Source organism: Nonomuraea sp. CA-143628, from assembly GCF_050942315.1.
In the GTDB taxonomy this organism is placed as follows: domain Bacteria; phylum Actinomycetota; class Actinomycetes; order Streptosporangiales; family Streptosporangiaceae; genus Nonomuraea.
Genome location: NZ_CP192072.1, coordinates 4,503,762 through 4,528,332, shown reverse-complemented (window position 1 = coordinate 4,528,332; position 24,571 = coordinate 4,503,762). Strand labels below are relative to the sequence as shown.

Sequence of the window (24,571 nt, the reverse complement as noted above, 5' to 3'; positions counted from 1 at the left end):
CCTTGACGCAGGTCGGAGTGCGGCGGATCTTGGCAGGTAACCGCTGCTGAGGGGGGCCGCCCCATGACGACGTCCGGCGACGACCTGCTGTCCGAGCGGGTGGCGGGCGGGATCCTGCCGAAGGTGCTCACCACGTTCGACATGGTCGCCATCTTCGTGGCGATCGTGCTGTTCATCACGAACGCCGCGGTGATCCAGAGCGCCGGTCCGGCCGCGTTCGGCTGGTGGATCATCGCGTTCGCGCTGTTCCTGATCCCGTGCGCGATCGTGACCGGGCAGCTCGGCGCCATGTTCCCCGGCGAGGGCTCGATCTATCTGTGGACCAGCAAGGCGTTCGGGCCGTTCTGGGGGTTCTTCGCCGGGTTCTGCGCGTGGTGGCCGGGCGTCCTGGTGATGGTGGCCACAGGCACGCTGACGATCTCGTTCCTCGGTTTCGTCTTCCCCGCCGTCGGCGCCCTGTCCGTGCAGGCGCAGGGCGGGCTGATCGTGGCGATCCTGGTGCTGGCGGCCGTACTTGCCGTAATGCGGTTCCGGCTGACGCAGAACGTGGTCAACATCGTCTTCCTCGCATACGGCCTGGCCATCCTGCTGATCTTCGCGGCCGGGCTCGCCTACCTGCTGCGGGGCAACGCGGCGGCGACGAACCCGTGGGACTTCGCGGCCTGGAGCCCGTCGGCCGAGCACGGGATCAACCTCGGCAACTGGAGCTTCTTCGGCCTGGCGGTGCTCGCCCTGCTCGGCGTCGAGGTGCCGCTGAACATGGGCGTGGAGATCCGGCAGGACCGCGCGGTCACCCGCTACCTGCTGTGGGGCTCTCTCGCCGTGATGGTCGCCTACCTCGCCGCCACCTGGGGCGTGATGGTCTCGGTTCCGGCGGACCGCTCGGCGCAGATCACCGCGGTGGCGGCCGCGGTCGGCATCGGGCTGGGCGCCTGGGCGGGCAAGCTGGTGGCGCTCCTGCTGGCGGCGATGTTCTTCATCATCACCGTGGTCTACAACTACTCCTTCGCCCGCCTGATCTTCGTCTCCGGGCTCGACCAGCGGCTGCCGAAGGCCGTCTCGCATGTCAACGCGCAGAAGGTGCCGGACGTGGCGGTCTGGATCCAGACCGTGCTGGCCGCGCTGTTCACCGTGGCGGCGTTCATCGTGGTGCCGTTCGCGTCGGCCGCGCCGGCCGACGCGCAGACCGAGGTCTACAGCGTGCTGCAGGCGGCGGTCACGGTCATCTGGTGCCTGTCGATCGTGGTGCTGTTCGTCGACGTGCTCATCATCGTGCGCCGCTACCGGACCCAGTTCGAGGCGCGGCGGCTGGCCTCGCCCGCCGTGTTCTGGGTGGCCTCGATCGTCGGCGCCCTGGCCTCGCTCGTGGGGGTCGTCTCCACGCTGTCGGGCTCGTGGACACCGTTGATCTCCAACGACGCCGGCTCGTTCGCCCTGTTCGGGGCGGAGATCTCTTACGGCACGTGGTTCTGGCTGGTCGGCGGCATCGCCCTGGCCTCGCTCGTGGTGGGCGCCCTGCTGTACCTGCTCGGCGCGGGCGGCAGGCGAAAGGGCCCGGCCTGAGCCGGGCCCCTATGACCAGCGGGTGTCAGTGCTCGGTGGCCTTCTCGGCGCCGACGCCGGTGAGCGAGCGGACCTCGATCTCGGCGTACTTGGCCGCGTTGTACTCCTTGCTGAGGATCGTGCCGAGGTAGCCGAACAGGAAGCCCAGCGGGATCGAGATGATGCCCGGGTTGCTCAGCGGGAACCAGTTGAAGTGCGCCGTCTTGAACAGGGCCGTCTCCGAGCCGGACACCACCGGCGAGAAGATGACCAGCAGGAGGGCGGAGATCAGGCCGCCGTAGATGGCGCTGACCGCGCCCGCCGTGTTGAACCTCTTCCAGAACAGGCTGTAGAGGATCGCCGGCAGGTTGCCCGAGGCGGCCACCGCGAACGCCAGCGCCACCAGGAACGCGACGTTCTGTCCCTGCGCCAGGATGCCGAGGCCGATGGCGACCGCGCCGATGACGAAGGCCGAGATGCGGGCCACCAGCACCTCTTCGCGCTCGGTGGCGTTGCCGCGCCGGAACACGTGCGCGTACAGGTCGTGCGAGAAACTGGAGGAGGAGGCCAGCGTGAGCCCGGCCACCACGGCCAGGATCGTGGCGAAGGCCACCGCGCCGATCAGCGCCAGCAGGATCGTGCCGCCCGCCGAGCCGAGGAACGTCTCACCGACGGCCTTGGCCAGCAGTGGCGCGGCCGTGTTGCCCGCCTTGTCCGAGGCGGCGATGGCCTTGCTGCCGACCAGGGCCGCCGCGCCGAAGCCGAGGACCAGGGTGAGCAGGTAGAACACGCCGATGATGCCGATGCCCCAGAGCACCGACTTGCGGGCGTCCTTGGCCGTCGGGACCGTGTAGAAGCGGATCAGGATGTGCGGCAGGCCCGCCGTGCCGAGGACCAGAGCGAGACCGAGGCTGACCAGGTCGATCTTGCCCGCCAGGCCCTGCGCCTCGGTGCCGTACTTGAGGCCGGGGATGAGGAAGTTGCCGTTCTTGCCGCTCTGCGTCGCCGCATCGCCCAGCAGGGACGACAGGTTGAAGCCGTAGTGGCCCAGCACCAGCAGAGTGATCAGGGCGGCGCCGGTCATCAGCAGCACGGCCTTGACGATCTGCACCCAGGTGGTGCCCTTCATACCGCCGAACACCACGTACACGATCATCAGGGCGCCCACCCCGACGATCGTCCACGCCTTTCCGGCCGGGCTGGTGATACCGAGCAGCAGGCCGACCAGCGCGCCCGCGCCGACCATCTGCGCCAGCAGGTAGAAGATGCTCACCGTGATCGTGGACACGCCCGCGGCGGTCCTGACCGGGCGCGGGCTCATCCGGAAGGCCAGCACGTCGGCCATCGTGAACTTGCCGGAGTTACGCATCAGCTCGGCGACCAGCAGCAGCGCCACCAGCCACGCCACCAGGAAGCCGATGGAGTAGAGGAACCCGTCGTAGCCGGACAGGGCGATGATGCCGGCGATGCCGAGGAAGGACGCGGCCGACATGTAGTCGCCGCCGATCGCCAGGCCGTTCTGCACGCCGCTGAACGAGCGGCCGCCGGCGTAGTAGTCGGCCGCGGTCTTCGTCTGCCTGCTGGCCCAGAACGTGATGACCAGCGTGAGCGCGACGAAGGTGAGGAAGAGAATGGTGGCCAGGGTCTCGGACTTCACTTGGTCTTCTCCTCGACCTCGTGGCGGAGCTTGTCGGCGATCGGGTCGAGCTTCTTGTCGGCGTGCCTGGAGTACGCCCACGCGATCCAGAACGTGGAGACGAACTGCAGCAGGCCGAAGATCAGCGCCACGTTGATGTTGCCGAACAGCTTGATCCCCATGAAGTCACGCGCCCACCCGGACAGCACCACATAGAGCAGGTACCACACCAGGAACGCCGCGGTCATCGGGAACGTCCACCGCCGGAAGCGCCGCTTCAGGTCCTGGAATTCGGCGCTCCCCTGAATCTCTTCATAGACGGATGCGTCATGTTGTTTAGTCGTCACGAGTCCTCCACTGTGATGCGGATCACGCACAAGATAGGAGCGAAACCTATCCTTCGTGGAGGCCCCTGGGGAGGCTGTTCGGCGAGCCGCCGCAGCTCAGCGCCTAGTTGGGAAGGAGTTGCGGCGAAAGGTCGCATCCGCGCGATGAACGGTCACGCCGGCTCGCGCCGGCCGCGATGAACGGTCACGACCGTTCACGCTCGCGCCGCGATGAACGGTCAGGACAGTTCGCGCTTGCGCCGCAGCAGTGCCGCCCGCCGCAGATGCGCCCGTACGGCCAGGACCGCCGAAACGCCGATCAGCACCGCCCCGACGACCGATGCGACACCCTGGCGGGGGACGACCGCCACCAGACCCGCGGTCGTCAGGACGGAGGCCGCCAGCGCGATCCAGGCCGCGACGACCCGGTCCAGCGCGAACATCGGCACCCTTCGCGTCAGGGCCCAGCCGCCGTAGCCGCTCCACACCAGGCACAGCGCCATCAACCCGCCGAACGCCACCTGCGTACGGCCCGGCAGCGCCCCCGGCTCGGTGGCCCAGAGCAGCCCGACGAAGACCAGCCCGGCCAGGCCCGCGACGAGCGCCACCACGGCCCCGATCCGCCTCGTCCGCGACAGCGACCCCGACAGCCTGGCCAGCGCGTCGTCCGGCGACGGCCCAGTCGAATCCCCCATCATTGCTGAAATCCCCTTTCCGTGAGGTGCTCGCGCAGCAGGCGGCGGGCACGGTTGAGCCGGGACTTGACCGTGCCGGTGGGGATCGCGCAGATCTGGGCGCAGTCCTCCACCGACAGGTCCTCCAGGTAGAACAGGACGAGGATCTCCCGCTCACGTACGGGCAGCCCGGCCAGCCCGGCGACCAGTTCGGCCCGGTCCACCAGGGCGGCGGCCGGGTCGTCGGCCACCGGATCGGCGCTCAGCTCGGTCTCGGCCGTGCCGTACTCGTGGCGCAGCCGATCCATCACCGTCCGCCGGGCGATCGTGAACAGCCAGGGCGCGAACCGGCCCGGCTCCTTGAGCCGGGGCAGGCCGCGCAGGACGGCCAGCCAGACCTCCTGCGTCACGTCATCGGCCGCGCCGGCGCCGAGCATCCGCCTGACGTAGGTCCACAGCGGCGCGTGCCAGGCCCGCACCAGCTCCGCCAGCGCCTCGCGCTCGCCGAGCTGGCATCTCACCACAAGTAACTCGTCTGCCACCTTGCCTCCTTGCCAGCACAGTCGGGGTGAAAGGCCATCAGGTTCATACTTACTCTGGGTAATCAAATGACTACCCTGAGGGGCGATTGTGGTGAGCCTTCCCGACATGCTGATGTGATCGGCGTGATTCCATCGGAGGATCGGCTCTTCCGCGAGCTCAACGCGGCGATGGGGCAGGGCGCCAGCCCCGACGAGCTGGGTGAGGCGATCTCGCGCGCCGTCGCGCGGTGGGTGAGTCATGACGCGCTGCGGCTGGTCGGCACCAGCCCGGCGACCGGGCTGGGACTCGGGTCCTTCAGCTTCTGGCACCGCTACGAGCCGGCGCTCATCCGCGCGCTCGCGATGAGCCGCTACCTCGACGACGATCCGTGCCGCCCGGCCGCGCTGGCCCGGCGGCCCGTGCCGGTGGGCCTGGTGGGCGCGGGATGCGGCGGCAGCCGCTGCAAGCAGCACGGCGAGGGGCCGTGCGACCTGCACGGCGACCGGCTGACGCGGGAGGTGCTGCTGGCGCACGGCGCGGGCTGCGAACTCCGGCTGCTGCTGCGCGACTCCCACGGCGTGTGGGGGCTGCTCGGGCTGATCCGCTCGGAGGGCGGGCGGCCGTTCGGCGCCGAGGACGCGGACAGAGCGGTACGGCTGGCCCCGGCGCTGCTGGCCGCGTTGCGCCGCTATGTGACCGTCGCGCCCCTGACCCCGTCGTTCCCGGCGCTGCCCGCGGGCCTGATCGTGATAGGCGCCGACCACGCCGTCCGCGCGGTCACGCCGCAGGCCCGCGCCTGGCTGGCGCAGATGTGGACGCCCGGCCGGTGCGACCTGCCCGGCTGGCTGGCCGACACGTCGATGATCGGCCTGTCACTCGACACGCGGACATACGCCCGCGACCCCGGCTCCTGGCGCCCGCTGATCTGCGCGCCGCCGGCCAGCTTCGGCCGCTGGACGGCGATCGAGGGCCAGCCCCTCTCCCCCGACGGCGACGGCGACGTGGCCATCGTCATCCAGGCGGCCACCGGCCCGCTGCTGCTCCCGTCGTTCTGCGACTGGTACGGCATCACGCCGCGCGAGCGGTGCGTCGTGGAGTGCCTGTACGACGGCGCGGCCCCCAAGCAGATCGCCCGCCGCCTCGACCTGTCGGTGCACACGGTCAACGACCACCTGAAGGCGGTCTTCCGCAAGACCGGCGCCAGCGGCAGGGACGAGCTCATGGCCGCGCTCACCGGCTGACGGTCGTCACCCCTTGACCGCGCCGGCCGTGAGCCCTTCGACGATGTAGCGGCGGATCGCGGCGAACAGCACCAGCGTCGGCAGCACCGAGACGACGGTGGCGGCGGCCATCGAGCCCCAGTCGATGTCGTACTGGGTGATGAAGGAGTTCATGGCGACGGGGATGGTCTTGGCGTCCTCGCTGTCGATGAACGTGATCGCCAGGAACAACTCGTTCCAGCACTGCACGAAGGCGAAGATGAACGTCGCGGCGATGCCCGGCAGCATGACCGGGATCACCACCCGGACCATGGCGACCAGCCGGGAGGCGCCGTCGACCTGCGCGGCCTCCTCAAGGGCCACGGGGACGCGCTCGTAGAAGCCGCGCATGATGATCGTGGAGAACGGCACCAGCATGGCGACGTACACGAGCATGAGCCCGGCCAGCCGGTTGAGCAGGTCGAGGTCGGACATCAGCAGATAGAGCGGGCCGAGCGCGATGAACAGCGGGAGCATCTGGGTGACCAGGAACGCCAGCATGAGCGCGCCCCGCCCGGGGAAGCTGAAGCGGGCCAGCGTGTAGCCGCCGAGCACGCCGATCATGGTCACCGCCCCGGCTGCCACCAGCGAGACGAGCAGGCTGTTGAGCAGGTAGGTGCCGAAGTCGGCGAAGGAGAACAGGTCGGCGTAGTGCTCGAACGTCACGTTGCCCGGCCAGTATTTGATCGGCATCGAGAAGATCTCGGCCTTGGGCTTGAGCGAGGTGACGACGATCCAGTAGAGGGGGAAGAGCGTGATCAGCAGCCAGGCGCCGAGCACGATCGCTTTGGCCAGGCGTCTCATCCTTTCTTGAATCATCGGGCCTTCTCGAATCGGGTGGCGTTCAGGTAGAAGACGCTGAAGGCGAGCAGCAGGCCGAGGACGAGCATGCCGACCGCGCCCCCTCGGCCGTAGTCGCCGCCGATCACCTGCTGGATGAGGAACGTGGTGATGATGTCGGTGCTCCCCGCCGGTCCGCCGCCGGTCATCGAGTAGATCAGGTCGGGGAAGTTCAGGATCCAGATGATCCGCAGCAGCACGATCAGCGCCAGCGTCGGCCGGATGTGCGGCAGCGTCACGTGCCAGAACTGCCTGAGCCGTGACGCCCCGTCCACGTCCGCCGCCTCGTAGAGCTCACGGGGCACCGACTGCAGGGCCGCCATGATCATGATGGCGAAGAAGGTCACGCCGTACCAGACGTTGGCGACGATGACCGAGGCCATCGCCCACCCGGGCGTGGCGAGGAAGCCGATACGGTGCTCGATGATCCCGGTCTTGAGCAGCAGGTCGTTGATCACCCCGAACTGCCCGTTGAACATCCACCGCCACAGCAGCCCGATCAGGAAGCCCGACATCGCCCAAGGGAAGAACACCCACGCCTGGTAGAGCCCCCGGCCGCGGAAGTGCCGCCGCAGCAACAGCGCTAACCCGAAGCCGAGGACGAATTGGAAGAACAGCGACACGACCACCCAGGTGCCGGTGTTGCGGAGCGCCGTCCAGAAGCGGTCCTCGGCCAGCACCGCGCGGAAGTTCTCCAGGCCCACGAACGGTGTCGAGGTCAGGTCGAACAGGTTGTACCGCTGGAAGGCGATGATCCCGCCGCGGATCACCGGGTAGTACGTGAAGAGCACCACGAACACCACGCCGGGCAGCAGGCACAGGGCGATGAACCTGGCCTTGCGGGTGGTGAACGCGGGCCTGGCGGATCCCACGCTCACGAGACCTTCTTCGCCTGGTCCGTCCAGAACGCGTCCCACGACTTGAGCACCTCGGCCGTGGTCTTCTTGCCGGTGAGCAGCGCCTGCACGTCACGGTCGGAGTCGACCTGGAACTGGCTCCAGCCCGGGTAGTCGACCGGCCGGATCGTGATCACCTGCTTGGGGTCCTGCTGCGCCTGGAGGTAGGCCTTCCAGGCGCCCTGGGAGAACTGCGGGTCGCCCTGGGCCTGCTTGGAGATCGGGATGAGCGAGTTGCCCTTGGCGAAGGCGATGCTCTGCTTGGCCTCCGACAGGAACTGCACCAGCTTGACCGCCTCCTTGGGGTGCTGGCTGAAGGAGGTCGCGCCCCAGCCGGCGTAGCCGACCGGCTGGAAGGCGTAGCCCGACGGGCCCTTGGGGATCGGGGCCGTGGACCAGGTCTTGACCGAGCTCTCCTCGACCGTCTTGATCACCTCGGGGTCCTGGATGAGCATGCCGGTGACGCCCGAGGTGAAGCCCTGGACCATCTCCGGATAGCCCCACGACACCGAGTCGGGCGGCGAGATCTCCTTGAAGATCTTCACGAACAGGTCCGTGGCCTGGACGGCCTCGGGGGTCGAGAAGATCGTCCGCTTGTCCTTGAGGAAGAAGGACTTCTCGGGGTTCAGGGCCTCGCCGTTGTAGGCGCTGATCATCTGGACCACGTAGTCGGCGCCGCCCTTGCCGCCCCGGAAGGAGTAGCCGAACCTGTCGCCCGAGGTCATCTTCTTGCCGGCCTCGTAGAGCTCCTGCCAGGTCGTGGGCGGCTGGGTCATGCCCCAGTCGGTCCGGTAGAACAGCGTGCGCTCATAGAAGCCGTACGGGATGAGGTAGGGCTTGCCGCCGACCTCGACCGCCTTCTTCTGGGCCAGCTCGGTCAGGTCCGACCAGCCCGGCCACTCCGTGGTCGGTAGCACGGCCAGCCAGCCGTTGTTGGAGAAGGACTTGGCCGTGTGGTCGCGGACCTCCAGGACGTCCAAGCCCTTCTTCGTCTGCAGGATCTGGGTGATCTTCTGGTCGGCGCTGTCGAGCGGCGGCGAGATCAGCTCCACCTTGACCTTCGGGTTCGCCTTCTCGAAGTCCGCGATCAAGGTCTTGATCAGCTTCGTCCGTTCGGGGCTGGTCAGGCTCTCGATCATGCGCAGCCGTACCTCCCCCGAGGACGACCCGGAGCCGCAGCTCGCGAGCACCAGTGTCGCGGCGGCGAAGGACGCAAGGAGGGGGGTTCTCATCTGAGCCTCCAGAGAGGTAAGACAGCGCTGTCAATCACGCTAGGGGACTGGCACCCTCCAGCGCTAGACCGAGGTCCTTGATCAACGTATCGGCGGGCTCCAGGCCGACCGACAGGCGGACCAGCCCGATCGGGATGCCCATGGTCGCTCGTACGCTCTCCTCGGTCGAGAGCGCGGGCGCGTTGACCAGGCTCTCAAAGCCTCCCCAAGACACCCCGATCCTGAAATATCGCAACAAATCGATGAATGCTGCGACCACCGGCCGGGAGTCGGTGTCCAGCTCCAGGCTGAACAGACTGGAGAAGCCGGACATCTGGCGAAGCGCCTGCGCGTGACCGGGATGCGAGGGCAGCCCCGGATAGTTGACCCGCCGCACCGCCGGATGGTCCGCCAGGAACCCGGCCACCGCCAGCCCGCGTTCCTGGTGCGCCGCCATCCGTACCGGCAGCGTCCGCAGCCCCTTGATGACCTTGGCCGCGTCGTGCGGCGACATGGCCGCCCCGTAGAGCTGGTACTCGGTCAGCGCCAGCGGCCTGATGAGCCGCGACGGCCCGATCACCACGCCGCCGACCAGGTCGCTGTGGCCGCCGATGTACTTCGACAGCGAGTGCACGACCAGGTCCACCCCGAGCGTCAGCGGCTTCTGGAACAGCGGCGTGGACCAGGTGTTGTCCATCACCGTCACCAGCCCCCGCTCCCGCGCCCAGGCGGTCACCTCCGCGATGTCCACGACGGCGTAGGCCATGTAGGAGGGCGACTCGAAGTAGAGTAGGCGGGTGCTCGCCGTGATAGCGCTGTCACAGCCTTCGAGGTCATCGACGTGCGTATGCGTGACGCCGAACTTCTCCAGGTAACGCAGGAACTGGGTGGTGGGCCCATAGACCGCGCCCAGCACCAGCACATGGTCACCGGCCTTCACCAGCGAGGAGATGGTCGCGGCGATCGCGCCCATTCCCGAGGCGAAACACTTGGCCCGCTCCCCCCGCTCCAGCGCGGCAAGCTTGCGCTGCGCCAGGTCGACCGTCGGGTTGGTGCCCCGCCAATAGACGTAGCGCTCGTCCTCGTTCCTGATCGCCTCACCCAGCTCGCCGGCCGTCTCGAAGGTGAACAGGGAGTTCTCGAACACCGGCGGGTTGACCGCGCCCAGCATCCACGGCTCGTCCTCGCCCAGCCGTCCACAGATCCATTCATCATCCATGGGGGCACACTATGACAGCGAGGGAGAAGGCAACTCACCTCCCTACCATGGCCGACGTCGCCCGGCGTGCGGGTGTGAGTCTGAAGACCGTCTCGCGGGTGGTCAACCAGGAGCCGCACGTGAGCGCGCCGCTGCGGCAGCGGGTGCAGGAGGCCATCAGCGCGCTCGGCTTCCGCCGCAACGAGGCGGCCAGCCGGCTGGCCCGCCGCGCCACCATGCTGACGCTCGGCCTGGTCATGGAGAACATCTCCAACGAGTTCTACTCCCGCCTGGCCAAGGCGGTGGAATCGGCGGCGGCCGACCATGAGGCGCTGGTCGTCTTCGGTTCCTACGAGGAACGGCCGGAGCGGGAGCGGATGCTCGTGGAGTCCATGTACGCCCGGGGCGTCGACTCGCTGATCATCGTGCCGTCGGCCGCCGACCACGGCTGGCTCGGCGAGCACGGCGGCCTGACCACGGTGTTCGTGGACCGGGTGCCGCACGGCCTGGAGCAGGCGGACGTGGTGCTGCTGGACGACGTCAGGGGCGGCCGGATGGCGACGGAGCACCTGCTGCGGCACGGACACCGGCGCATCGCACTGGTCTCCGACGACGAGACGGTCAGCTCGGTCCACGACCGCGCCTCCGGCTACCGCGCGGCGCTGCGGGAGGCCGGGGTGGCGGTGGACGAGTCGCTGGTGGTGCGGGAGGTGTTCGACCCGTGGCGGGCCGGACAGGAGGTGACGCGGCTGCTGTCGCTGGCCGACCCGCCGACGGCGTTCTTCGCCACCAACAACCGGGCCGCGATCGGAATCCTCCAGGCCCTGCGCGAGCGGCCCGACCGCCCGGCGTTCGTGGGGTTCGACGACTTCGCGCTGGCGGAGGTGTTCAACCCGGGGGTGACGGTGGTGCGCTACGACGTGACGCGGCTGGGCCGGAGCGCGGTGGACCTGCTCCTGGACCCCTCGGACCAGCCGAGGCGGGTCGAGGTCCCGGTCGAACTGATCACCCGCGGCTCCGGCGAACTGCCCGCTTAGGACGAGCGGGGTCGCCAATCGCCGCGGTCCAGGTCGAGGTCCTCCGGGGTGTGCAGGCGGACCATGGTGCGCGCCACTCCCGCCGGGACCCGGTGCGGGGTCAGGAACGACACCGACACCATCACCGCGAACGCGATCGGCACCGTCCAGGCGGCCGGCTGGGCCAGCAGGGCGCCCGCCACCCCGTCCCACGGCCCACCGGTGATCGTGGCCAGCACCGCCGCGCTGGCCAGCCCGCCGCCCACGAGCAGCCCGGCCAGCGCGCCCGTGGTGCTGAGTCGGCGCCACCAGATGCCGAGCACGAGCAGCGGGCAGAACGACGAGGCCGCCACCGCGAACGCCAACCCCACCACGTCGGCCACCGGCAGAGCCCGCGCCCACAGCGCCAGGGCCAGCGGCACCGCGACCGCCATGAGCGTGGCGGCCCTGAACGAGCGGACGCTGCCCTTGAGCAGGTCCTGGGCGATCACCCCGGCCACCGACACGGTCAGCCCCGACGACGTGGACAGGAACGCCGCGAACGCCCCCGCCGTGACCAGCGCGGTCAGCAGGTCGCCCAGGGTGCCGCCGACCATCCGCTCCGGCAGGGTCAGCACGACCGCGTCGGTCCCCACCAGGTCGGGCACGTACATCCGGCCCAGCCAGCCGTACAGCGCGGGCAGCAGGTAGAACGCGCCGAGCAGCGACAGGACCACGAGCGTGGTGCGGCGGGCGGCCCGGCCGTCGGGGTTGGTGTAGAAGCGGACGAGCACGTGCGGCAGGCCCATCGTGCCCAGGAAGGTGGCCAGGATCAGCGAGTACGTCGAGTACAGGCCGTACTCCTTGCCGCCGGCGAGCGGCACCTGCCAGGTGGCCGCGTCGGCGGCGCTCACCGCGGGCGCCCCGTCCGCGCGCCACGCCATGAGCAGGAACACCAGTGGTACGGCCAGCGCCGTCAGCTTGAGCCAGTACTGGAACGCCTGCACGAACGTGATCGACCGCATGCCGCCCGACAGCACGTTGACCGCGACCACGGCCGCCACCAGCAGCCCGCCCACCCACACCGGCGCCCCGGTGACGGTCCGCAGCACCAGGCCCGCGCTCTGGAACTGCGGCATCAGGTAGAGCCAGCCGATGAGCACGACGAGCACGCTGGCCGTGCGGCGCACGGTCATCGACTCCAGCCTGGCCTCGGCGAAGTCGGGCAGCGTGTACGCGCCCGAGCGCCGCAACGGCGCGGAGACCAGCACGAGCAGCACGAGGTAGCCGCCGGTCCAGCCGACGGGCAGCCACAGCATGTCGGCGCCGAACGACAGGATCAGCCCCGCCACCCCGAGGAACGAGGCCGCCGACAGGTACTCGCCGCCGATCGCCGAGGCGTTCCACAGCGGGCTGACCGAGCGGGAGGCGACGTAGAAGTCGGAGGTCGTACGGGAGAAGCGGATGCCGAACGCCCCGATGAGCACGGCCGCCACCACCACGACGACGACCGCGGTGAGGCTCATGGGCGTTCGACCAGGTCGGCGAAGTGGCGCTCGTTGCGTTCGGCCTGCCGTACGTAGAGCCAGGCGCCCACGACGAAGGCGGGGTAGATGAGGCCGGCCAGCACCGCCCACGGCAGCGGGATGCCCAGCAGATCCACCTCGCGCAGCTCCGGGATGGCCAGGAACAGCAGCGGCAGACCGCACACCACGCACGCCAGCACCGTGCAGACGAACAGGGCCAGCCGGAACTGGGTGCGCAGCAGCGAGCGCATGTACACCTCGCCGAGGTGCGTCTGCTCGTCGATCTCGCGGGTGGCCGGGTAGCGGGGGCGGCGCGCGGCGGCGGTGCGGGGGCTCGTCACCGTGACCCGGCGCGCCGTGTCGTGGCGGGCGAGCGGCACCCGGCGGGCGGGGCGGGGGTCCGGGCTCACTCCGGCCGTCCTCTCTTGGCCCTGCGGACGAGCATGTCGCGCAGTTCGCGGGTGTGGCGGCGGCTGACCGGGATCTCGGTGTCGCCGACCCGGACCGTGCACTTGCCCGAGTCGATGTGCAGCTCCTCGATGTGCTTGACCGCGACCAGGTGGCTGCGGTGCACCCGGACGAACCCGGCCGAGGCCCAGCGGTCCTCCAGCGTGGCCAGCGGGATGCGTACCAGGTGGCTGCCCGCGGCGGTGTGCAGGCGGGCGTAGTCGCCGTGCGCCTCGACGTACACCACGTCGGCGCTGGAGACGAACCGGGTCACGCCGCCCAGTTCAACCGGGATGGTGTCGGACTCGCCGAGCTCGATCGGCACGTCGGCCGAGACGGCCACCCGCCTGATCGCCTCGGCCAGCCGTTCGGGGCGCACGGGTTTGAGCAGGTAGTCCTCGGCCTTGATCTCGAAGGCGTCGACCGCGTGCTCCTCGTACGCGGTGACGAACACGACCCGTGGCGGGTTGGCGAACTGCGACAGCAGCCGCCCGAGCACCACGCCGTCGAGCCCGCGCATCCTGATGTCGAGGAAGACGGCGTCGATCGGCCGGCCGTCGGCGATGGCGCGGTCGAGGAGCTTCAGCGCGGCGGCGCCGTCCCTCGCGGTCGCCACCTCCCCGATGCGCGGATCGGCGCGCAGTAAGTACGACAGGTCTTCCAGAGCGGGTAGCTCGTCGTCGACGGCGAGGACCCGGAGTTGTGCCATACACAGTGATAAAACCGACAACAAAGATCGAGGTCAACGGGCCGAGACGCCGGGGTGATACTTCGGCAACCTGATGTTGACCTTCGTGCCCGCGCCGGGGCCCGTCTCGACGACCAGCCCGTACTCGTCCCCGTAGACCTGGCGCAGCCGCTCGTCCACGTTGGCCAGCCCCACGCCGCCCGCGGGAGCTATCTCACCTGCGAGGATGCGGCGCAGCTTGTCGGGCTCCATGCCGAGGCCGTCGTCCTCGACGCTGAGACGGCACTCGGCTCCGGCGTCCTCGGCGACGATCGTGATGCGGCCGACGCCGTTCTTGCTCTCCAGGCCGTGGCGGACGGCGTTCTCCACCAGCGGCTGCAGGCACAGGAACGGCACCGCGACGGGCAGCACCTCGGGGGCGATGCGGAGGGTCACCTGGAGCTGGTCGCCGAAACGGGCGCGTTCCAGGATCAGGTAGCGGTCGATCGAGCGCAGCTCCTCGGCCAGCGTGGTGAACTCGCCGTGCCGGCGAAAGGAGTAGCGGGTGAAGTCGGCGAACTCCAGCAGCAGCTCGCGGGCGCGTTCCGGGTCGGTGCGGACGAACGACGCGATCGTGGTCAGCGAGTTGTAGATGAAGTGCGGCGAGATCTGCGCCCGCAGCGCCCGTACCTCGGCCTCCATCAGCAGGGTGCGGGAGCGGTCCAGCTCGGCCAGCTCCAGCTGCGAGTCCACCCAGCCGGCCACCTCCTGGGCGGCCCTGACCAGCCCCGCCGAGGCGTGCGGGCCGTAGGCCGCCAGCGCGCCGACGACCCGGTCGTCGGTGGTGAGCGGTACGACCACGGCGTGCCGGATCGGGCATTCGAGCAGCTCGCACTCGATGGCGAGCACCTGGGTCCGGCCGTCCGTCAGCGTCGCGCCCGCGTGCTCGAACGCCTGACCCGCGTGGTGCTCCCCCGCGCCGTCGTAGACGAGCAGCCGCTTCCCGTCGGTGATCGCCAGCGCCGACGAGCCGAGCAGCGTACGCAGGTGCCGCGACGCCTTCTGGACGGCCTCCTCGGTCAGCCCGGCGCGCAGCGGCGGCCCGGCCAGGGACGCGGTGTGCAGGGTCTCGAACGTGGCCCGCTCGGCCGGGCTGGTGCCCAGCTCGCGCCGCCCGCGCAGGACCCTCCAGAGCACGATCGCGGGCACGCCCACGAGCACGGTCACCACGGCGACTCCGACCAGGTATTCCACGCCGCCGGAGCCTAGTGCCCGCCTTGACGCTTTGGCACTCCCGATCTACGTTCCGACAAAGAGCAAGGAGTTCCTGTCATGGGCCTCGATCCGAAGAACTGGGCCGGCCTGAAACCGTTCGGGCTCGGCGAGCAGAAGCCCAACAACTACCTCGAGATCTGGAAGGCCGTCCGCGAGAACCGCGGTCAACGGCGGTATGCCTGGCGGATCCTGCGTGACGGCGCCTGTGACGGCTGCGCGCTCGGCACCACCGGCATGCGCGACTGGACGATGGACGAGGTCCATCTGTGCAACATCCGCCTGCGGCTGCTGCGGCTCAACACGATGCCGCCGCTGGACGGCGGCGTGCTGGCGGACGTGTCGAAGCTGGCCGGCAAGAGCAGCGCGGAGTTACGCGACCTGGGCCGGTTACCGTACCCGATGCTGCGGGAGAGCGGCGAGGCCGGGTTCCGGCGGATCGGCTGGGACGAGGCGCTGAATCTGGCGGCCGACCGGCTCCGGCAGGCCGGGCCGGACAAGTTCGGGCTCTACATGACCAGCCGCGGCGAACCCAACGAGAACTACTTCGCCGCGCAGAAGGCCGTGCGCGCGCTGGGCGGCAACTCGATCGACAACGCGGCCAGGATCTGCCACTCGCCGTCGACCGTGGCGCTGAAGGGGTCGCTCGGCGTGGCCGCCACCACCTGCTCCTACGCGGACTGGATCGGCAGCGACCTGATCGTCTTCATCGGCTCGAACGTGGCCAACAACCAGCCGGTCGCGATGAAGTACCTCTACCACGCCAAGAAGGAGGGCACGAAGGTCGCGGTGGTCAACACCTACCGCGAGCCCGGCATGGACAAGTACTGGGTGCCGTCGAACATCGAGAGCGCGGTCTTCGGCACCAGGATCACCGACCGGTTCTTCCTGGTGAACGTGGGCGGCGACGTCGCGTTCCTCAGCGGCGTGCTCAAGATGATGATCGACAACAACTGGGTGGACCACGAGTTCGTCGACTCGCACACCACGGGCTACGCGGAGCTGGCCGAGTCCCTGAGCAAGCGCTCGTACGAGGAGCTGAGCGCGCTCTCCGGAGCCTCGGAAGACGACATGCGCGAGCTGGCCGGGATGCTCCACGAGGCGAAGACCGCCGTGCTGGTGTGGTCGATGGGCGTCACGCAGCACGAGTTCGGCGAGGACAACGTCCGGTCGATCATCAACCTGGGGCTCACCAAGGGCTTCGTGGGCCGCGAGAAGTCCGGGCTGATGCCCATCCGCGGCCACAGCGGCGTGCAGGGCGGCGCCGAGATGGGCGCCTACAGCACGGCGCTGCCGGGCGGCCTGGCCGTCACCCCGGAGAACGCCACCAGGTTCGCGGACCTGTGGGGCTTCGAGGTGCCCTCGTCGCCCGGCCGTACCGCCCCCGAGATGCTGGAGGCCGACCTGGACGTGCTGATCTCCAGCGGCGGCAACTTCCTGGAGGTCCTGCCCGACCCGGCCGCCTGCCGCCGGGCGCTGGCCCGGATCCCGCTGCGGGTGCACATCGACATCTGCCTGTCGAGCCAGATGCTGGTGGAGCCCGGCTCCGCGGTGCTCCTGCTGCCCGCCCAGACCCGCTACGAGATGATCGGCGGGGTTACGGCCACCTCCACGGAGCGGCGGATCATCTTCTCTCCCGAGATCCCCGGCCCGCGCGTCCCCGAGGCCTGGCCGGAGTGGAAGATCACCACCGAACTGGCCGCCCGAACACGTCCCGAAATTTCGGAACACGTGCGCTATTCCGGCACGCCGCAGATCCGCGAGGACATCGCCCGGTCCGTCCCCGTCTACGCGGGCATCGAGAACCTCAAGGCCAAGGGCGACCACCTCCAGTACGGCGGCCCGCTGCTCTGCGCGGGCTGGAAGTTCCCCACCCCCGACGGCCGGGCGCGCTTCTCGGTGGTCGAGATGCCGCCGCTGAACCGCCCCGACGGCACGTTCGTGGTCACCACCCGCCGGGGCAAGCAGTTCAACTCGATGGTGTACGAGAAGCGCGACGCCCTCACCGGAGCCACCCGCGAGGCCGTGCTGATGAACCCGATCGACGCCGACCGGCTCGGCCTGAAGGACGGCGACCCGGTACGGCTGACGAGCGACACCGGCGAGCTGACCGGGCGGGTCGTGCGCGCCCCCGTCACGCCGGGCAACCTGCAGGTCCACTGGCCGGAGGGCGAAGTGCTCATCGACCGGAACAAGCGCTCGCCACAGGCGGGCATCCCCGACTACAACGCGGTGGTGAGGGTCGGATGAATCGCTGGTTACTCGCGGCGGCCGCGGTACTCTTCCAGCTCGCGCTGGGCGCCGTCTACTCCTGGAGTGTGTTCTCCAAGGCGCTCCAGGCCAAGGTGAGCGACTTCGACCTCACCAAGGCTGAGGCCGCGCTGCCGTTCTCGGTGACGATCGGCATGATCTTCCTGGGCACCTTCATCGGCGGCCGGATCCAGGACGTACGCGGCCCGCGACCGGTCGCCCTGGCGGGCGGCGTGCTCTACTCGGTCGGTATCCTGCTGGCCGGCTTCGCCGCCGATCACTCCCAGTTATGGCTGCTCATCCTCGGCTACGGCGTCATCGCGGGCTTCGGCCTCGGGCTCGGCTACATCGTGCCGATCGCCATGCTGCAGAAATGGTTCCCGGACAAGCGCGGTCTGATCACCGGGATCGCGGTGGGCGGCTTCGGCTTCGGCGCCGTGGTGACCTCGCCCGTCGCGCAACGACTGGTGGAGTCCAACCCGGCGGTGCCGACCAAGGCGTTCCTCACGCTGGGCGTGGCGTACCTGGTGATGACGCTGGTGGGCGCGTTCTTCTTCCGCAACCCGCCGGCCGACTACCAGGTGGCCGCGACCGGGCGGATCGCCGCCAGCGGGCGCGAGTACACGCAGGGCGAGGCGCTGCGTACGCCGCAGTGGTACCTGCTGGCCGCCATCCTCTGCCTCAACGTGACGGCGGGCATCGCGCTCATCTCGGTGATCAGCTCGGCCGCCACCTCCATCGCCGGCTACACCGCCGCCGCCGCGGCCACGCTGACCGGCGTCATGGGGCTGTTCAACGGCGCCGGGCGGATCTTCTGGGGCTGGATCTCGGAGCGGACCGGGCGGATGTTCGCCTTCGCCGGGATGCTCGGCCTGCAGGGGATCTGCTTCCTGCTGCTCGGCCACGCCTCGCAGGTGGCCGTGTTCGCGATCCTGTCGGCGGTGGTCTACCTCTGCTACGGCGGCGGGTTCGGCACCATGCCCGCCACGGCGGGCGACTTCTTCGGCCTGCGCAACGCGGGCGGCATCTACGGGCTGATGATCGTGGCCTGGAGCGTCGGCGGGATCGTCGGGCCGCTGCTCGCGGCCGCGCTCATCTCGGGCGACAACTACACGACGGCGTTCACCGTGATCGGGATCATCGCGCTGGTGGCCCTCGTGCTGCCGCTCGTCACCCGGCCGCCGAAGGCCGAGCGGGCCGTCACCGCGCAGGAAGCGCTCTAGCGATCAGCTCGGAGCAGGAAGCGCATTGGCGATCAGCTGGGCGTAGGAAACGCTTTGGCGATCAGCTCGGCGTAGGACCGCGCCTCCTCCTCCGAGGCGTACTTGGTGCGGGGCCAGAAGAAACCGCGCAACCCGTCCTTCGGGTTGCGCGGCACCACGTGGACGTGCAGGTGCGCCACGCTCTGGCTGATGCGGTTGTTCATCGCGACGAACGTACCGGCCGCCTCCAGCCCCTCCTCGACCGCGCGGGTCACCAGCTGGACCCGCTCGAAGAAGGGGCCGACGTCGCCGAGCTCGCCGAAGGTCTCGACATGGAGCCTCGGTACGACCAGGACGTGGCCCTTGAAGACCGGGCGGGCGTCGAGGAAGGCGACGGCGACCTCGTCGGAGTGGACGATGTGGGCGGGCCGCTCGCCCGCGACGATCTCGCAGAACAGGTCGTTGCTCACCGGCCGACCCTACCGGGCTTTATCAGGCGGACCTGTCCGGGCGGCCTGGTCAGCTTTCGCGGGCGGACCTGTCCTGGCGGCCTGGTCAGCTTTCGCGAGCGGACTTGTTCGCGAAAGCCGTCCAGCTGGTCACGTTGGGCGCCGACCACTCCTCGGGCGCGTGCAGGAAGTGCTCGCCCACGTGCGCGCGGAGCCGGTCGGGCACCTCGGTCGTCTTGTGCCCGCGGCAGTGGTAGACCAGCCCACCCTGGCGCTGCCCCATGGCCATCCACGGCAGCCAGGGCGAGACCCGGCACCACGAGAACACGCACGGCACACTCGGCTCGCCGGAGTCGAGATCCTTGGCCGAGGCGAAGAACTGGAACAGCTCCAGCGCCCGATAGGTGTCACTGGCCGAGTTGTCGGGATAGTCGGCGACCTTGAGCGGCGACGGGTAGGCCAGCCGGATGTCGGCGTTGAAGACGACCTGGTCACCGAGCCTCGTGGTGGGGACGGGGTAGGCGCCGAAGCGCTGATTGACCGGGTCGTTGAAGACGTGCCGGACCTCGACGGACGCCCCCGTGAACGGGTTGTCCCAAGTGTCGATGATCTCGCGGGACTTCGGGTCGAGGTAGGCCGCGGCCTCCCTGGTCAGCATCTGCCAGCCGTCATCGGACTCGACCGCCCTGGCCACGTTGACGCCCTCGAAGCCGAACAGGTGGTGCGGGCCGTCGTCCTGCTGCCAGCCGTAGACGTCACCGGTCCACCACGAGATCGTCTCCGCGCCGTCGGTCGAGGCACGCACTCGCATGAAATCCACAGGTCTCCCCCACGGGTGCTCTATTTGACGACGACCGCGAAGATCGCCTCGCCCGACTGCGCCTTGCTCTGCTCATCGGCGGGACTGGCACTGGCGCTGGGGCAGCGCCAGCAGTCGTACAGCCTGATCTCGGTGTTGCCCGGGTGCTTGCCGTTAAAGACGAAGTAGCTGGTGCCGCCCGAGCCCGTGCCGCCGCCGTCGCTCTCGTACTCCTTGCTGATGAACGAGGCCACCTTGGCGTCGGGCACCGCCACGAGGCGCCACTGGTCACCGACGGACGGGTTGTCGACCACGGCCAGCGAGAACCGCTGCCCCGCGCCGACCTCCACCGTGACGGTCGAGCCCTTGGCACCCTTGATGACCTTGCCGTAGTCGCTGACGGCCGACCCCGCGCCGCAGCCCGTGCCGGCCCCCAGCATGAGGAGGGCCAGCAGGGCGGTGGCGGCCGTTCGACGAATCACTCAGGCAGGCTATCGGGATCGGGGCTCACTTGCTCCTGTTGCGCCTCATGATCCGGCGCAGGACCAGGGCCACGAGGGCGCCGGCGGCGGCGATCACCAGCACGGGGCGCTTCCTGGCCTCCGTGGTGACCTTGTCGGCCGCGTCCTTGACCTGGTCGGGGGTGACGTCTCGTACCTTGTGGGCTGCCTCGGCGGCCTTGTCCTTCGCGACGTCCGCCACTACGACGGCCTTGTCCTTCGCCAGTTCGGCCACGGCGGCCGCCTTGTCCTTGGCGACCCCGGCCACCTCGGTGGCCTTGCCCTTCGCCGCCTCCGCCGCGTCGTTCGCCCGGCCCTTCACGTCCGCCTTGTCGGCCAGGGCCGCCACGGTGTCGCCGAGTTCCTGGCGGGTGTCCTTGATGTTTTTATGCACGTCGTCCTCTTCCTCATCCTCGTCGCTCGCGTGCTTCGCCCTTACCGACTCGGTCTCGCCTTCCCTGGCCCCTGCCGCCTCGGTCCGCTCGTCCACCAAGGCAGGTTCGGGGATGAAGGTCTCGTGCTCCCGGCGGGCGGCCTCCGCCTTCATCGCGTTCTCCACCGCGCCCGGCCTGGTCGGCGGTACGTTGACGGACTCGTGGTCCGTCGGCATGCCGACCGTCGTCCGGCGGGCGCCCACATCCCCGGCATGCTGCTCGCTAAATCCCTGCTCGCCGTATTCGGGATCCGTCTCGCTCATCGCCGTGCCCTCTCCTTGACCACGTCGATATCGGCCTTGACGCTGGCGATCGTCTCTTCCGGCACCAGCGGCGCGGCCTGCTTCACCTGGTTCTTGCCGATGAGACCCAGCACGGCGGCGACGACGAACAGGACACCCGCCACAACAGCGGCAGCCGCCCACGCGGGCATCACCAGGGCGAGCAGCAGAATGACGGTGGCCACCAGAGCGGCGCCGCCGAAGAACGCGGTCATTCCCGCGGCCCCGAACAGGCCCGCGCCGAATCCCGCCCGCTTGCCCTTCCGCGTGAGCTCCAGCCGCGCCAGCCGCAGTTCGTCTCTGACGAGCTGGGAGACCTGCTCGGAGAGATCGCTGACCAGCTTGTGGGTGTCGTTCACATCGCCTCCTCTGCCGAGGAGGCGACTACCCAGCGAAGTGGCTTTCTATCACCGCTTGGCGGCTCGCAGCAGGAAGCCGACGACGGACAGAACCGGGGACTTGGGAACGTCGCACCAGTTGTCGGGCTGCTTGGGCTTGCTCCACGGGGAGGGCAGCTCACACGAAGGAGCCGACGGCTTGGGCCGTTCGCACCACGATCCGGGAGGATTCATATTTTCACTCTACAACTTCGCCTGCGGGCGTCAGGGGAATCTTCACCGGCGGGCGTCACCGGAATCGCCGGGCTGCGCGATGACGGGGAACCTCACGTGCGGATCGCAATCACGGACCCGCACCATGATGGCGACCTTCACGTGCGGGCGTCACCCGAATCGCCGGGCCGCGCGATGACATGGATCAACGGGGCCACCCGCCGATAGGGGTCGGTCGACCCGGCCCGCTCCTCACACTCCAGCAGGAGGTCCAGGTCGACGGGGAGGGGTGCGTCGTCGGCCGCCAAGTCCGTGAGCACCCGCACGCCGTACCACTGCAGGACGCCCAGCCCTCGTACGGCCAGGCGCCGCGTCAGGTCGTCGAGCCGGTCGGCCCGCGCCCGGACACCCAGGCGGTTGGTGTACGCGTCCGCGTCGAACGCCTCCCTGGCCGCCGCCCAGTCCCCCGTCATCCCGGGCCGCATGGCCAGCGCGTCGCCGTTACGCACGAGCAGGGACAGCACCCCGCCGGGCGCGAGCACCTCCGCCATCCCGGCCAGGAGCGGGTCGGGGTCGTCGAAGTACATGAGCACGCCATGACAGAGGACCACGTCGAAGCTCCCGGGCCCGAACAGCTCCCCCAGCCGCTCGGCGGGCGCGTGCACCACCTCGATCGCCATCCCCGGCTCGACCCGCTCCTTCAGCAGCCCGAGCAGATCACTGGAGGCGTCGAGCGCGGTCACGCGATGCCCCTGGGCGGCGATCCTGAGCGCCTGGGTGCCCTGCCCGCAGCCCACGTCCAGCACCCTGGCCGGGACGGGCGGGAGATGAGCCGCCAGCTGCCGGCTCACCAGCTCCTGCCTGACCACGTCACGCAGGCTGCCCAGGCGCTCCCGCCACCGTTTCTCTCCTGCTGAGAACCCCATCACGAAGACCTTTCAAAGAGTAAAACATCGGTTACGCAGTGTAGTATTTCCGATGACGCGAGCGAGAGGATGACCGCCATGGCCACCGGCACCACGCGCAGAAAGACACGCAGGCGTGCACCCGCGCCTGAGCCCGGCCGCGACTCCCGTCCTTCGCCCGCGTGGGGTCCGGGCTGGGGTCGGTCCGGACCGACCCAGACGGAGCTCAGCCGCGAACAGCTCTGGCAATCCCTCATCCAACAGGGCTGGAGAGCCGAGATCATCGGTGGAAGGATCATAGTGAGCCCCTGGACGAAGAGGCGCCATGCGGATCTGGTCGACCAATTGATCGACCAGCTCAGCGACGTCAAGCGGGAGAACGGCTGGAAGTTCTACCAAACCTGGGCTGTTCACATCCCGCCTCATCGAGGCGACAAGCGGCTTCCCGATCTGCTGGTCGCACCACCGGGCAGCCCCGAGTTCGACGAGAACCAGGCCTACGGTCACGGCACGCTCCTGGCCGTCGAGATCACTTCCCAGGACAGCCGCACCGACGATCTGCAAGTCAAGCCCGCCGAATACGCCCGGGCAGGCGTACCCATCATGCTGATCGTCGACGACTTCTCCGACCCTCGATCGGTCACCTTGCTGTCGGACCCACGTGAGGGCGAATATCGCAGCATGACCAAGGTGGACGAAGGCGAGCAGGTGAAGCTGCCGGAACCGTTCGGGGTCGAGCTCGACACCGGCCTGATCTTCCGCTGAGCGGCGAAAGGATGACCGCCATGGCCACCGGCACCACGCACAGAAAAACACGTACGCGTGCACCCGCGCCTGAGCCCGGCCGCGACTCCCGTCCTTCGCCCGCCTGGGGTCCGGGCTGGGGACGGTCCGGACCGACCCAGACCGAGCTCAAGCGCGAACAGCTCTGGCAAACCCTCATCGGAGAGGGTTGGAGAGCCGAGATCATCCGTGGAAGGATCGTCGTGAGCCCCTGGACGAAGAGGCGCCATGCGCAACTGGTCCACCGCGTCCAGACGCAGCTCTTCGAGTTCGCGCTCGACAAAGGCTGGGAGTTCTACCAGACCTGGGCTGTTCACATCCCGCCCCATCGAGGCGACAAGCGGCTTCCCGATCTGCTGGTCGCGCCACCGGACAGTCCGGAGTTCGACGAGAACCAGGCGTACGGTCACGGCACGCTCCTGGTCGTCGAGATCACCTCCTCTGACAATCGGACCGATGATCTGCAAGTCAAGCCCGCCGAATACGCCCGGGCAGGCGTACCCATCATGCTGATCGTCGACGACTTCTCCGACCCTCGATCGGTCACCCTGCTGTCGGACCCACGTGAGGGCGAATATCGCAGCATGACCAAGGTGGACGAAGGCGAGCAGGTGAAGCTGCCGGAACCGTTCGGGGTCGAGCTCGACACCGGCCTGATCTTCCGCTGAGCAAGGCACCCAGCCGGGGGCGCGAGTACGGGGCCTGAACAGTTTGACGACGCGAGCGAAAGGACGACCGCCATGCCCATCGGCAGCACGTTCGGGAAGGCACACGGGCACGACCCCGCCCCGGGTCCAGAACGCCCGCCGATCGCCGCACCCACGTGGGGCCCTGGATGGGGCGCCCTGGGCCCCACGGACGAGGAGCTCCGCCGCGAACAGGTGTGGGAGAGACTCGTCGGGCAAGGACTGAGGCCGGAGATCGTGGATGGGCGGGTCTATGTGAGCTCCCGGGCCAAGAGACGGCACTGTGTCCTGGTCGACCGGCTGGCGGACCAGCTCTGCGACGTCAAGCGTAAGAACGGCTGGGAGTTCTACCAGTCCTGGGCGGTGCACATTCCGCCGGGCCGCGGCGACAAACGGCTGCCCGACCTCCTGATCGCCCCGCCGGGGAGCCCGGAGTTCGACGGCAACCAGGCCTACGGATACGGCACGCTGATGGCCGTCGAAGTGGTGTCGTCCGACAGCCGCGACGACGATCTGGAGGCCAAGCCGGTCGCCTACGCGCGGGCGGGGGTCCCGATGATATTGATCCTCGACGACTTCTCCACCCCTCCGTCGGTCAGGCTGCTCCACGGGCTGTCCGACGGCGCGTACGACACCTCGATCGTCGTCGAGGCGGGGCAGCCGCTGCCGCTACCGGAGCCGTTCGGGGTCACGCTCGAGACCGGGCCCATCTTCCGCTAG

At 69.2% G+C, this 24,571-nt stretch carries 27 protein-coding genes; 8 read left to right on the top strand and 19 right to left on the bottom strand.

What is annotated here, in order from left to right; translation table 11 throughout:
• Positions 1 to 63 precede the first annotated feature (63 nt).
• Positions 64 to 1,563 (top strand): APC family permease, encoded by a 1,500-nt coding sequence (locus ACQP2T_RS20910; protein WP_433517784.1) that lies wholly within the window; start codon positions 64 to 66, stop codon positions 1,561 to 1,563.
• Positions 1,564 to 1,588: 25 nt separating this feature from the next.
• Here ACQP2T_RS20910 and ACQP2T_RS20905 read toward each other — a convergent pair whose 3' ends face one another.
• The 4 genes from ACQP2T_RS20905 to ACQP2T_RS20890 all read right to left on the bottom strand — a co-directional run bounded on the left by ACQP2T_RS20905 (position 1,589) and on the right by ACQP2T_RS20890 (position 4,720).
• Positions 1,589 to 3,199 carry a solute symporter family protein gene (locus ACQP2T_RS20905; protein WP_433517783.1) on the bottom strand — a complete coding sequence of 537 codons (1,611 nt, stop codon included), beginning with the start codon at positions 3,197 to 3,199 and terminating at the stop codon, positions 1,589 to 1,591.
• On the bottom strand, positions 3,196 to 3,525 hold the full coding sequence (locus ACQP2T_RS20900) for a DUF485 domain-containing protein (protein ID WP_433517782.1): 330 nt from the start codon (positions 3,523 to 3,525) through the stop codon (positions 3,196 to 3,198). The genes ACQP2T_RS20905 and ACQP2T_RS20900 overlap by 4 nt, the downstream gene beginning before the upstream one ends.
• A 218-nt stretch (positions 3,526 to 3,743) precedes the next feature.
• Complete coding sequence (locus ACQP2T_RS20895; protein ID WP_433517781.1) at positions 3,744 to 4,202, bottom strand: hypothetical protein; 459 nt, start codon at positions 4,200 to 4,202, stop codon at positions 3,744 to 3,746.
• Entirely contained in the window at positions 4,199 to 4,720 is a 522-nt protein-coding gene (locus ACQP2T_RS20890) for an RNA polymerase sigma factor (RefSeq protein WP_433517780.1), read from the bottom strand. Before ACQP2T_RS20890 ends, ACQP2T_RS20895 begins: the two co-directional genes overlap by 4 nt.
• A 123-nt stretch (positions 4,721 to 4,843) precedes the next feature.
• Here ACQP2T_RS20890 and ACQP2T_RS20885 point away from each other — a divergent pair, with 123 nt between their 5' ends.
• The gene (locus ACQP2T_RS20885; protein ID WP_433517779.1) at positions 4,844 to 5,941 is read left to right on the top strand and encodes a helix-turn-helix transcriptional regulator; all 1,098 of its coding nucleotides are present in this window, start codon (positions 4,844 to 4,846) and stop codon (positions 5,939 to 5,941) included.
• A 6-nt stretch (positions 5,942 to 5,947) separates the two neighbouring features.
• Here the strand turns inward: ACQP2T_RS20885 and ACQP2T_RS20880 are convergent, their stop codons facing one another.
• Genes ACQP2T_RS20880 through ACQP2T_RS20865 form a run of 4 tightly spaced genes read right to left on the bottom strand, consistent with a single transcriptional unit; the run spans position 5,948 to position 10,125 of the window.
• A complete protein-coding gene (locus ACQP2T_RS20880; protein ID WP_433517778.1) occupies positions 5,948 to 6,778 on the bottom strand; it encodes a carbohydrate ABC transporter permease in 831 nt (276 codons plus the stop codon).
• A complete protein-coding gene (locus tag ACQP2T_RS20875; RefSeq protein WP_433517777.1) occupies positions 6,775 to 7,677 on the bottom strand; it encodes a carbohydrate ABC transporter permease in 903 nt (300 codons plus the stop codon). The genes ACQP2T_RS20880 and ACQP2T_RS20875 overlap by 4 nt, the downstream gene beginning before the upstream one ends.
• Positions 7,674 to 8,927, bottom strand: coding sequence for an ABC transporter substrate-binding protein (locus ACQP2T_RS20870; protein ID WP_433517776.1), 1,254 nt, complete (start codon positions 8,925 to 8,927; stop codon positions 7,674 to 7,676). The genes ACQP2T_RS20875 and ACQP2T_RS20870 overlap by 4 nt, the downstream gene beginning before the upstream one ends.
• Before the next feature lie 34 nt (positions 8,928 to 8,961).
• Positions 8,962 to 10,125 (bottom strand): trans-sulfuration enzyme family protein, encoded by a 1,164-nt coding sequence (locus ACQP2T_RS20865; protein ID WP_357951142.1) that lies wholly within the window; start codon positions 10,123 to 10,125, stop codon positions 8,962 to 8,964.
• Positions 10,126 to 10,172: 47 nt separating this feature from the next.
• Between ACQP2T_RS20865 and ACQP2T_RS20860 the strand changes: the two genes are divergently transcribed.
• Positions 10,173 to 11,141, top strand: coding sequence for a LacI family DNA-binding transcriptional regulator (locus ACQP2T_RS20860; RefSeq protein WP_433517775.1), 969 nt, complete (start codon positions 10,173 to 10,175; stop codon positions 11,139 to 11,141).
• Here the strand turns inward: ACQP2T_RS20860 and ACQP2T_RS20855 are convergent.
• Genes ACQP2T_RS20855 through ACQP2T_RS20840 form a run of 4 tightly spaced genes read right to left on the bottom strand, consistent with a single transcriptional unit; the run spans position 11,138 to position 14,993 of the window.
• Positions 11,138 to 12,625, bottom strand: coding sequence for a cation acetate symporter (locus tag ACQP2T_RS20855; protein ID WP_433517774.1), 1,488 nt, complete (start codon positions 12,623 to 12,625; stop codon positions 11,138 to 11,140). The genes ACQP2T_RS20860 and ACQP2T_RS20855 overlap by 4 nt on opposite strands.
• On the bottom strand, positions 12,622 to 13,035 hold the full coding sequence (locus ACQP2T_RS20850) for a hypothetical protein (RefSeq protein ID WP_433517773.1): 414 nt from the start codon (positions 13,033 to 13,035) through the stop codon (positions 12,622 to 12,624). Before ACQP2T_RS20850 ends, ACQP2T_RS20855 begins: the two co-directional genes overlap by 4 nt.
• Positions 13,032 to 13,781, bottom strand: coding sequence for a LytR/AlgR family response regulator transcription factor (locus tag ACQP2T_RS20845; RefSeq protein WP_433517772.1), 750 nt, complete (start codon positions 13,779 to 13,781; stop codon positions 13,032 to 13,034). The genes ACQP2T_RS20850 and ACQP2T_RS20845 overlap by 4 nt, the downstream gene beginning before the upstream one ends.
• A gap of 33 nt (positions 13,782 to 13,814) precedes the next feature.
• Entirely contained in the window at positions 13,815 to 14,993 is a 1,179-nt protein-coding gene (locus ACQP2T_RS20840) for a sensor histidine kinase (protein ID WP_433517771.1), read from the bottom strand.
• 78 nt (positions 14,994 to 15,071) lie between these two features.
• On the opposite strand from ACQP2T_RS20840, the gene ACQP2T_RS20835 reads away from it, so the two are divergent.
• Both ACQP2T_RS20835 and ACQP2T_RS20830 read left to right on the top strand, forming a co-directional pair.
• Positions 15,072 to 17,261: an FdhF/YdeP family oxidoreductase gene (locus ACQP2T_RS20835; protein WP_433517770.1), complete on the top strand. Its 2,190-nt coding sequence runs from the start codon at positions 15,072 to 15,074 to the stop codon at positions 17,259 to 17,261.
• The gene (locus ACQP2T_RS20830; protein ID WP_433517769.1) at positions 17,258 to 18,484 is read left to right on the top strand and encodes an L-lactate MFS transporter; all 1,227 of its coding nucleotides are present in this window, start codon (positions 17,258 to 17,260) and stop codon (positions 18,482 to 18,484) included. Before ACQP2T_RS20835 ends, ACQP2T_RS20830 begins: the two co-directional genes overlap by 4 nt.
• Positions 18,485 to 18,516: 32 nt before the next feature.
• On the opposite strand, the gene ACQP2T_RS20825 is transcribed toward ACQP2T_RS20830, so the two are convergent.
• The 7 genes from ACQP2T_RS20825 to ACQP2T_RS20795 all read right to left on the bottom strand — a co-directional run bounded on the left by ACQP2T_RS20825 (position 18,517) and on the right by ACQP2T_RS20795 (position 22,403).
• The gene (locus tag ACQP2T_RS20825; RefSeq protein ID WP_433517768.1) at positions 18,517 to 18,933 is read right to left on the bottom strand and encodes an HIT family protein; all 417 of its coding nucleotides are present in this window, start codon (positions 18,931 to 18,933) and stop codon (positions 18,517 to 18,519) included.
• Between the two features lie 85 nt (positions 18,934 to 19,018).
• Entirely contained in the window at positions 19,019 to 19,723 is a 705-nt protein-coding gene (locus ACQP2T_RS20820; RefSeq protein WP_433517767.1) for a DUF1838 family protein, read from the bottom strand.
• 29 nt (positions 19,724 to 19,752) lie between these two features.
• Positions 19,753 to 20,193 (bottom strand): protease inhibitor I42 family protein, encoded by a 441-nt coding sequence (locus ACQP2T_RS20815; protein ID WP_433517766.1) that lies wholly within the window; start codon positions 20,191 to 20,193, stop codon positions 19,753 to 19,755.
• 25 nt (positions 20,194 to 20,218) lie between these two features.
• Positions 20,219 to 20,908 (bottom strand): DUF3618 domain-containing protein, encoded by a 690-nt coding sequence (locus tag ACQP2T_RS20810; protein ID WP_433517765.1) that lies wholly within the window; start codon positions 20,906 to 20,908, stop codon positions 20,219 to 20,221.
• Positions 20,905 to 21,285 carry a phage holin family protein gene (locus ACQP2T_RS20805; RefSeq protein ID WP_433517764.1) on the bottom strand — a complete coding sequence of 127 codons (381 nt, stop codon included), beginning with the start codon at positions 21,283 to 21,285 and terminating at the stop codon, positions 20,905 to 20,907. Before ACQP2T_RS20805 ends, ACQP2T_RS20810 begins: the two co-directional genes overlap by 4 nt.
• Positions 21,286 to 21,333: 48 nt before the next feature.
• Positions 21,334 to 21,498, bottom strand: a complete 165-nt coding sequence (locus tag ACQP2T_RS20800; RefSeq protein ID WP_357951111.1) for a hypothetical protein — start codon at positions 21,496 to 21,498, stop codon at positions 21,334 to 21,336.
• A 137-nt stretch (positions 21,499 to 21,635) separates the two neighbouring features.
• Positions 21,636 to 22,403, bottom strand: a complete 768-nt coding sequence (locus ACQP2T_RS20795) for a class I SAM-dependent methyltransferase (RefSeq protein ID WP_433517763.1) — start codon at positions 22,401 to 22,403, stop codon at positions 21,636 to 21,638.
• Positions 22,404 to 22,481: 78 nt separating this feature from the next.
• Here ACQP2T_RS20795 and ACQP2T_RS20790 point away from each other — a divergent pair, with 78 nt between their 5' ends.
• The 3 genes from ACQP2T_RS20790 to ACQP2T_RS20780 all read left to right on the top strand — a co-directional run bounded on the left by ACQP2T_RS20790 (position 22,482) and on the right by ACQP2T_RS20780 (position 24,571).
• Entirely contained in the window at positions 22,482 to 23,147 is a 666-nt protein-coding gene (locus ACQP2T_RS20790; RefSeq protein ID WP_433517762.1) for a Uma2 family endonuclease, read from the top strand.
• A gap of 221 nt (positions 23,148 to 23,368) precedes the next feature.
• Positions 23,369 to 23,833 (top strand): Uma2 family endonuclease, encoded by a 465-nt coding sequence (locus ACQP2T_RS20785; RefSeq protein ID WP_433517761.1) that lies wholly within the window; start codon positions 23,369 to 23,371, stop codon positions 23,831 to 23,833.
• Positions 23,834 to 23,905: 72 nt separating this feature from the next.
• Entirely contained in the window at positions 23,906 to 24,571 is a 666-nt protein-coding gene (locus ACQP2T_RS20780) for a Uma2 family endonuclease (protein WP_433517760.1), read from the top strand.

What these genes read in the sequence shown, in the direction of transcription:
- ACQP2T_RS20780 (WP_433517760.1), top strand. Translation starts at nt 23,906, where the DNA reads ATGCCCATCGGCAGCACGTTCGGGAAGGCACACGGGCACGACCCCGCC.
- ACQP2T_RS20870 (WP_433517776.1), bottom strand. Translation starts at nt 8,927, where the DNA reads ATGAGAACCCCCCTCCTTGCGTCCTTCGCCGCCGCGACACTGGTGCTC.
- ACQP2T_RS20835 (WP_433517770.1), top strand. Translation starts at nt 15,072, where the DNA reads ATGGGCCTCGATCCGAAGAACTGGGCCGGCCTGAAACCGTTCGGGCTC.
- ACQP2T_RS20820 (WP_433517767.1), bottom strand. Translation starts at nt 19,723, where the DNA reads ATGCGAGTGCGTGCCTCGACCGACGGCGCGGAGACGATCTCGTGGTGG.
- ACQP2T_RS20895 (WP_433517781.1), bottom strand. Translation starts at nt 4,202, where the DNA reads ATGATGGGGGATTCGACTGGGCCGTCGCCGGACGACGCGCTGGCCAGG.
- ACQP2T_RS20865 (WP_357951142.1), bottom strand. Translation starts at nt 10,125, where the DNA reads ATGGATGATGAATGGATCTGTGGACGGCTGGGCGAGGACGAGCCGTGG.
- ACQP2T_RS20830 (WP_433517769.1), top strand. Translation starts at nt 17,258, where the DNA reads ATGAATCGCTGGTTACTCGCGGCGGCCGCGGTACTCTTCCAGCTCGCG.
- ACQP2T_RS20860 (WP_433517775.1), top strand. Translation starts at nt 10,173, where the DNA reads ATGGCCGACGTCGCCCGGCGTGCGGGTGTGAGTCTGAAGACCGTCTCG.
- ACQP2T_RS20910 (WP_433517784.1), top strand. Translation starts at nt 64, where the DNA reads ATGACGACGTCCGGCGACGACCTGCTGTCCGAGCGGGTGGCGGGCGGG.
- ACQP2T_RS20855 (WP_433517774.1), bottom strand. Translation starts at nt 12,625, where the DNA reads ATGAGCCTCACCGCGGTCGTCGTCGTGGTGGTGGCGGCCGTGCTCATC.
- ACQP2T_RS20880 (WP_433517778.1), bottom strand. Translation starts at nt 6,778, where the DNA reads ATGATTCAAGAAAGGATGAGACGCCTGGCCAAAGCGATCGTGCTCGGC.
- ACQP2T_RS20845 (WP_433517772.1), bottom strand. Translation starts at nt 13,781, where the DNA reads ATGGCACAACTCCGGGTCCTCGCCGTCGACGACGAGCTACCCGCTCTG.
- ACQP2T_RS20810 (WP_433517765.1), bottom strand. Translation starts at nt 20,908, where the DNA reads ATGAGCGAGACGGATCCCGAATACGGCGAGCAGGGATTTAGCGAGCAG.
- ACQP2T_RS20790 (WP_433517762.1), top strand. Translation starts at nt 22,482, where the DNA reads ATGGCCACCGGCACCACGCGCAGAAAGACACGCAGGCGTGCACCCGCG.
- ACQP2T_RS20795 (WP_433517763.1), bottom strand. Translation starts at nt 22,403, where the DNA reads ATGGGGTTCTCAGCAGGAGAGAAACGGTGGCGGGAGCGCCTGGGCAGC.
- ACQP2T_RS20800 (WP_357951111.1), bottom strand. Translation starts at nt 21,498, where the DNA reads ATGAATCCTCCCGGATCGTGGTGCGAACGGCCCAAGCCGTCGGCTCCT.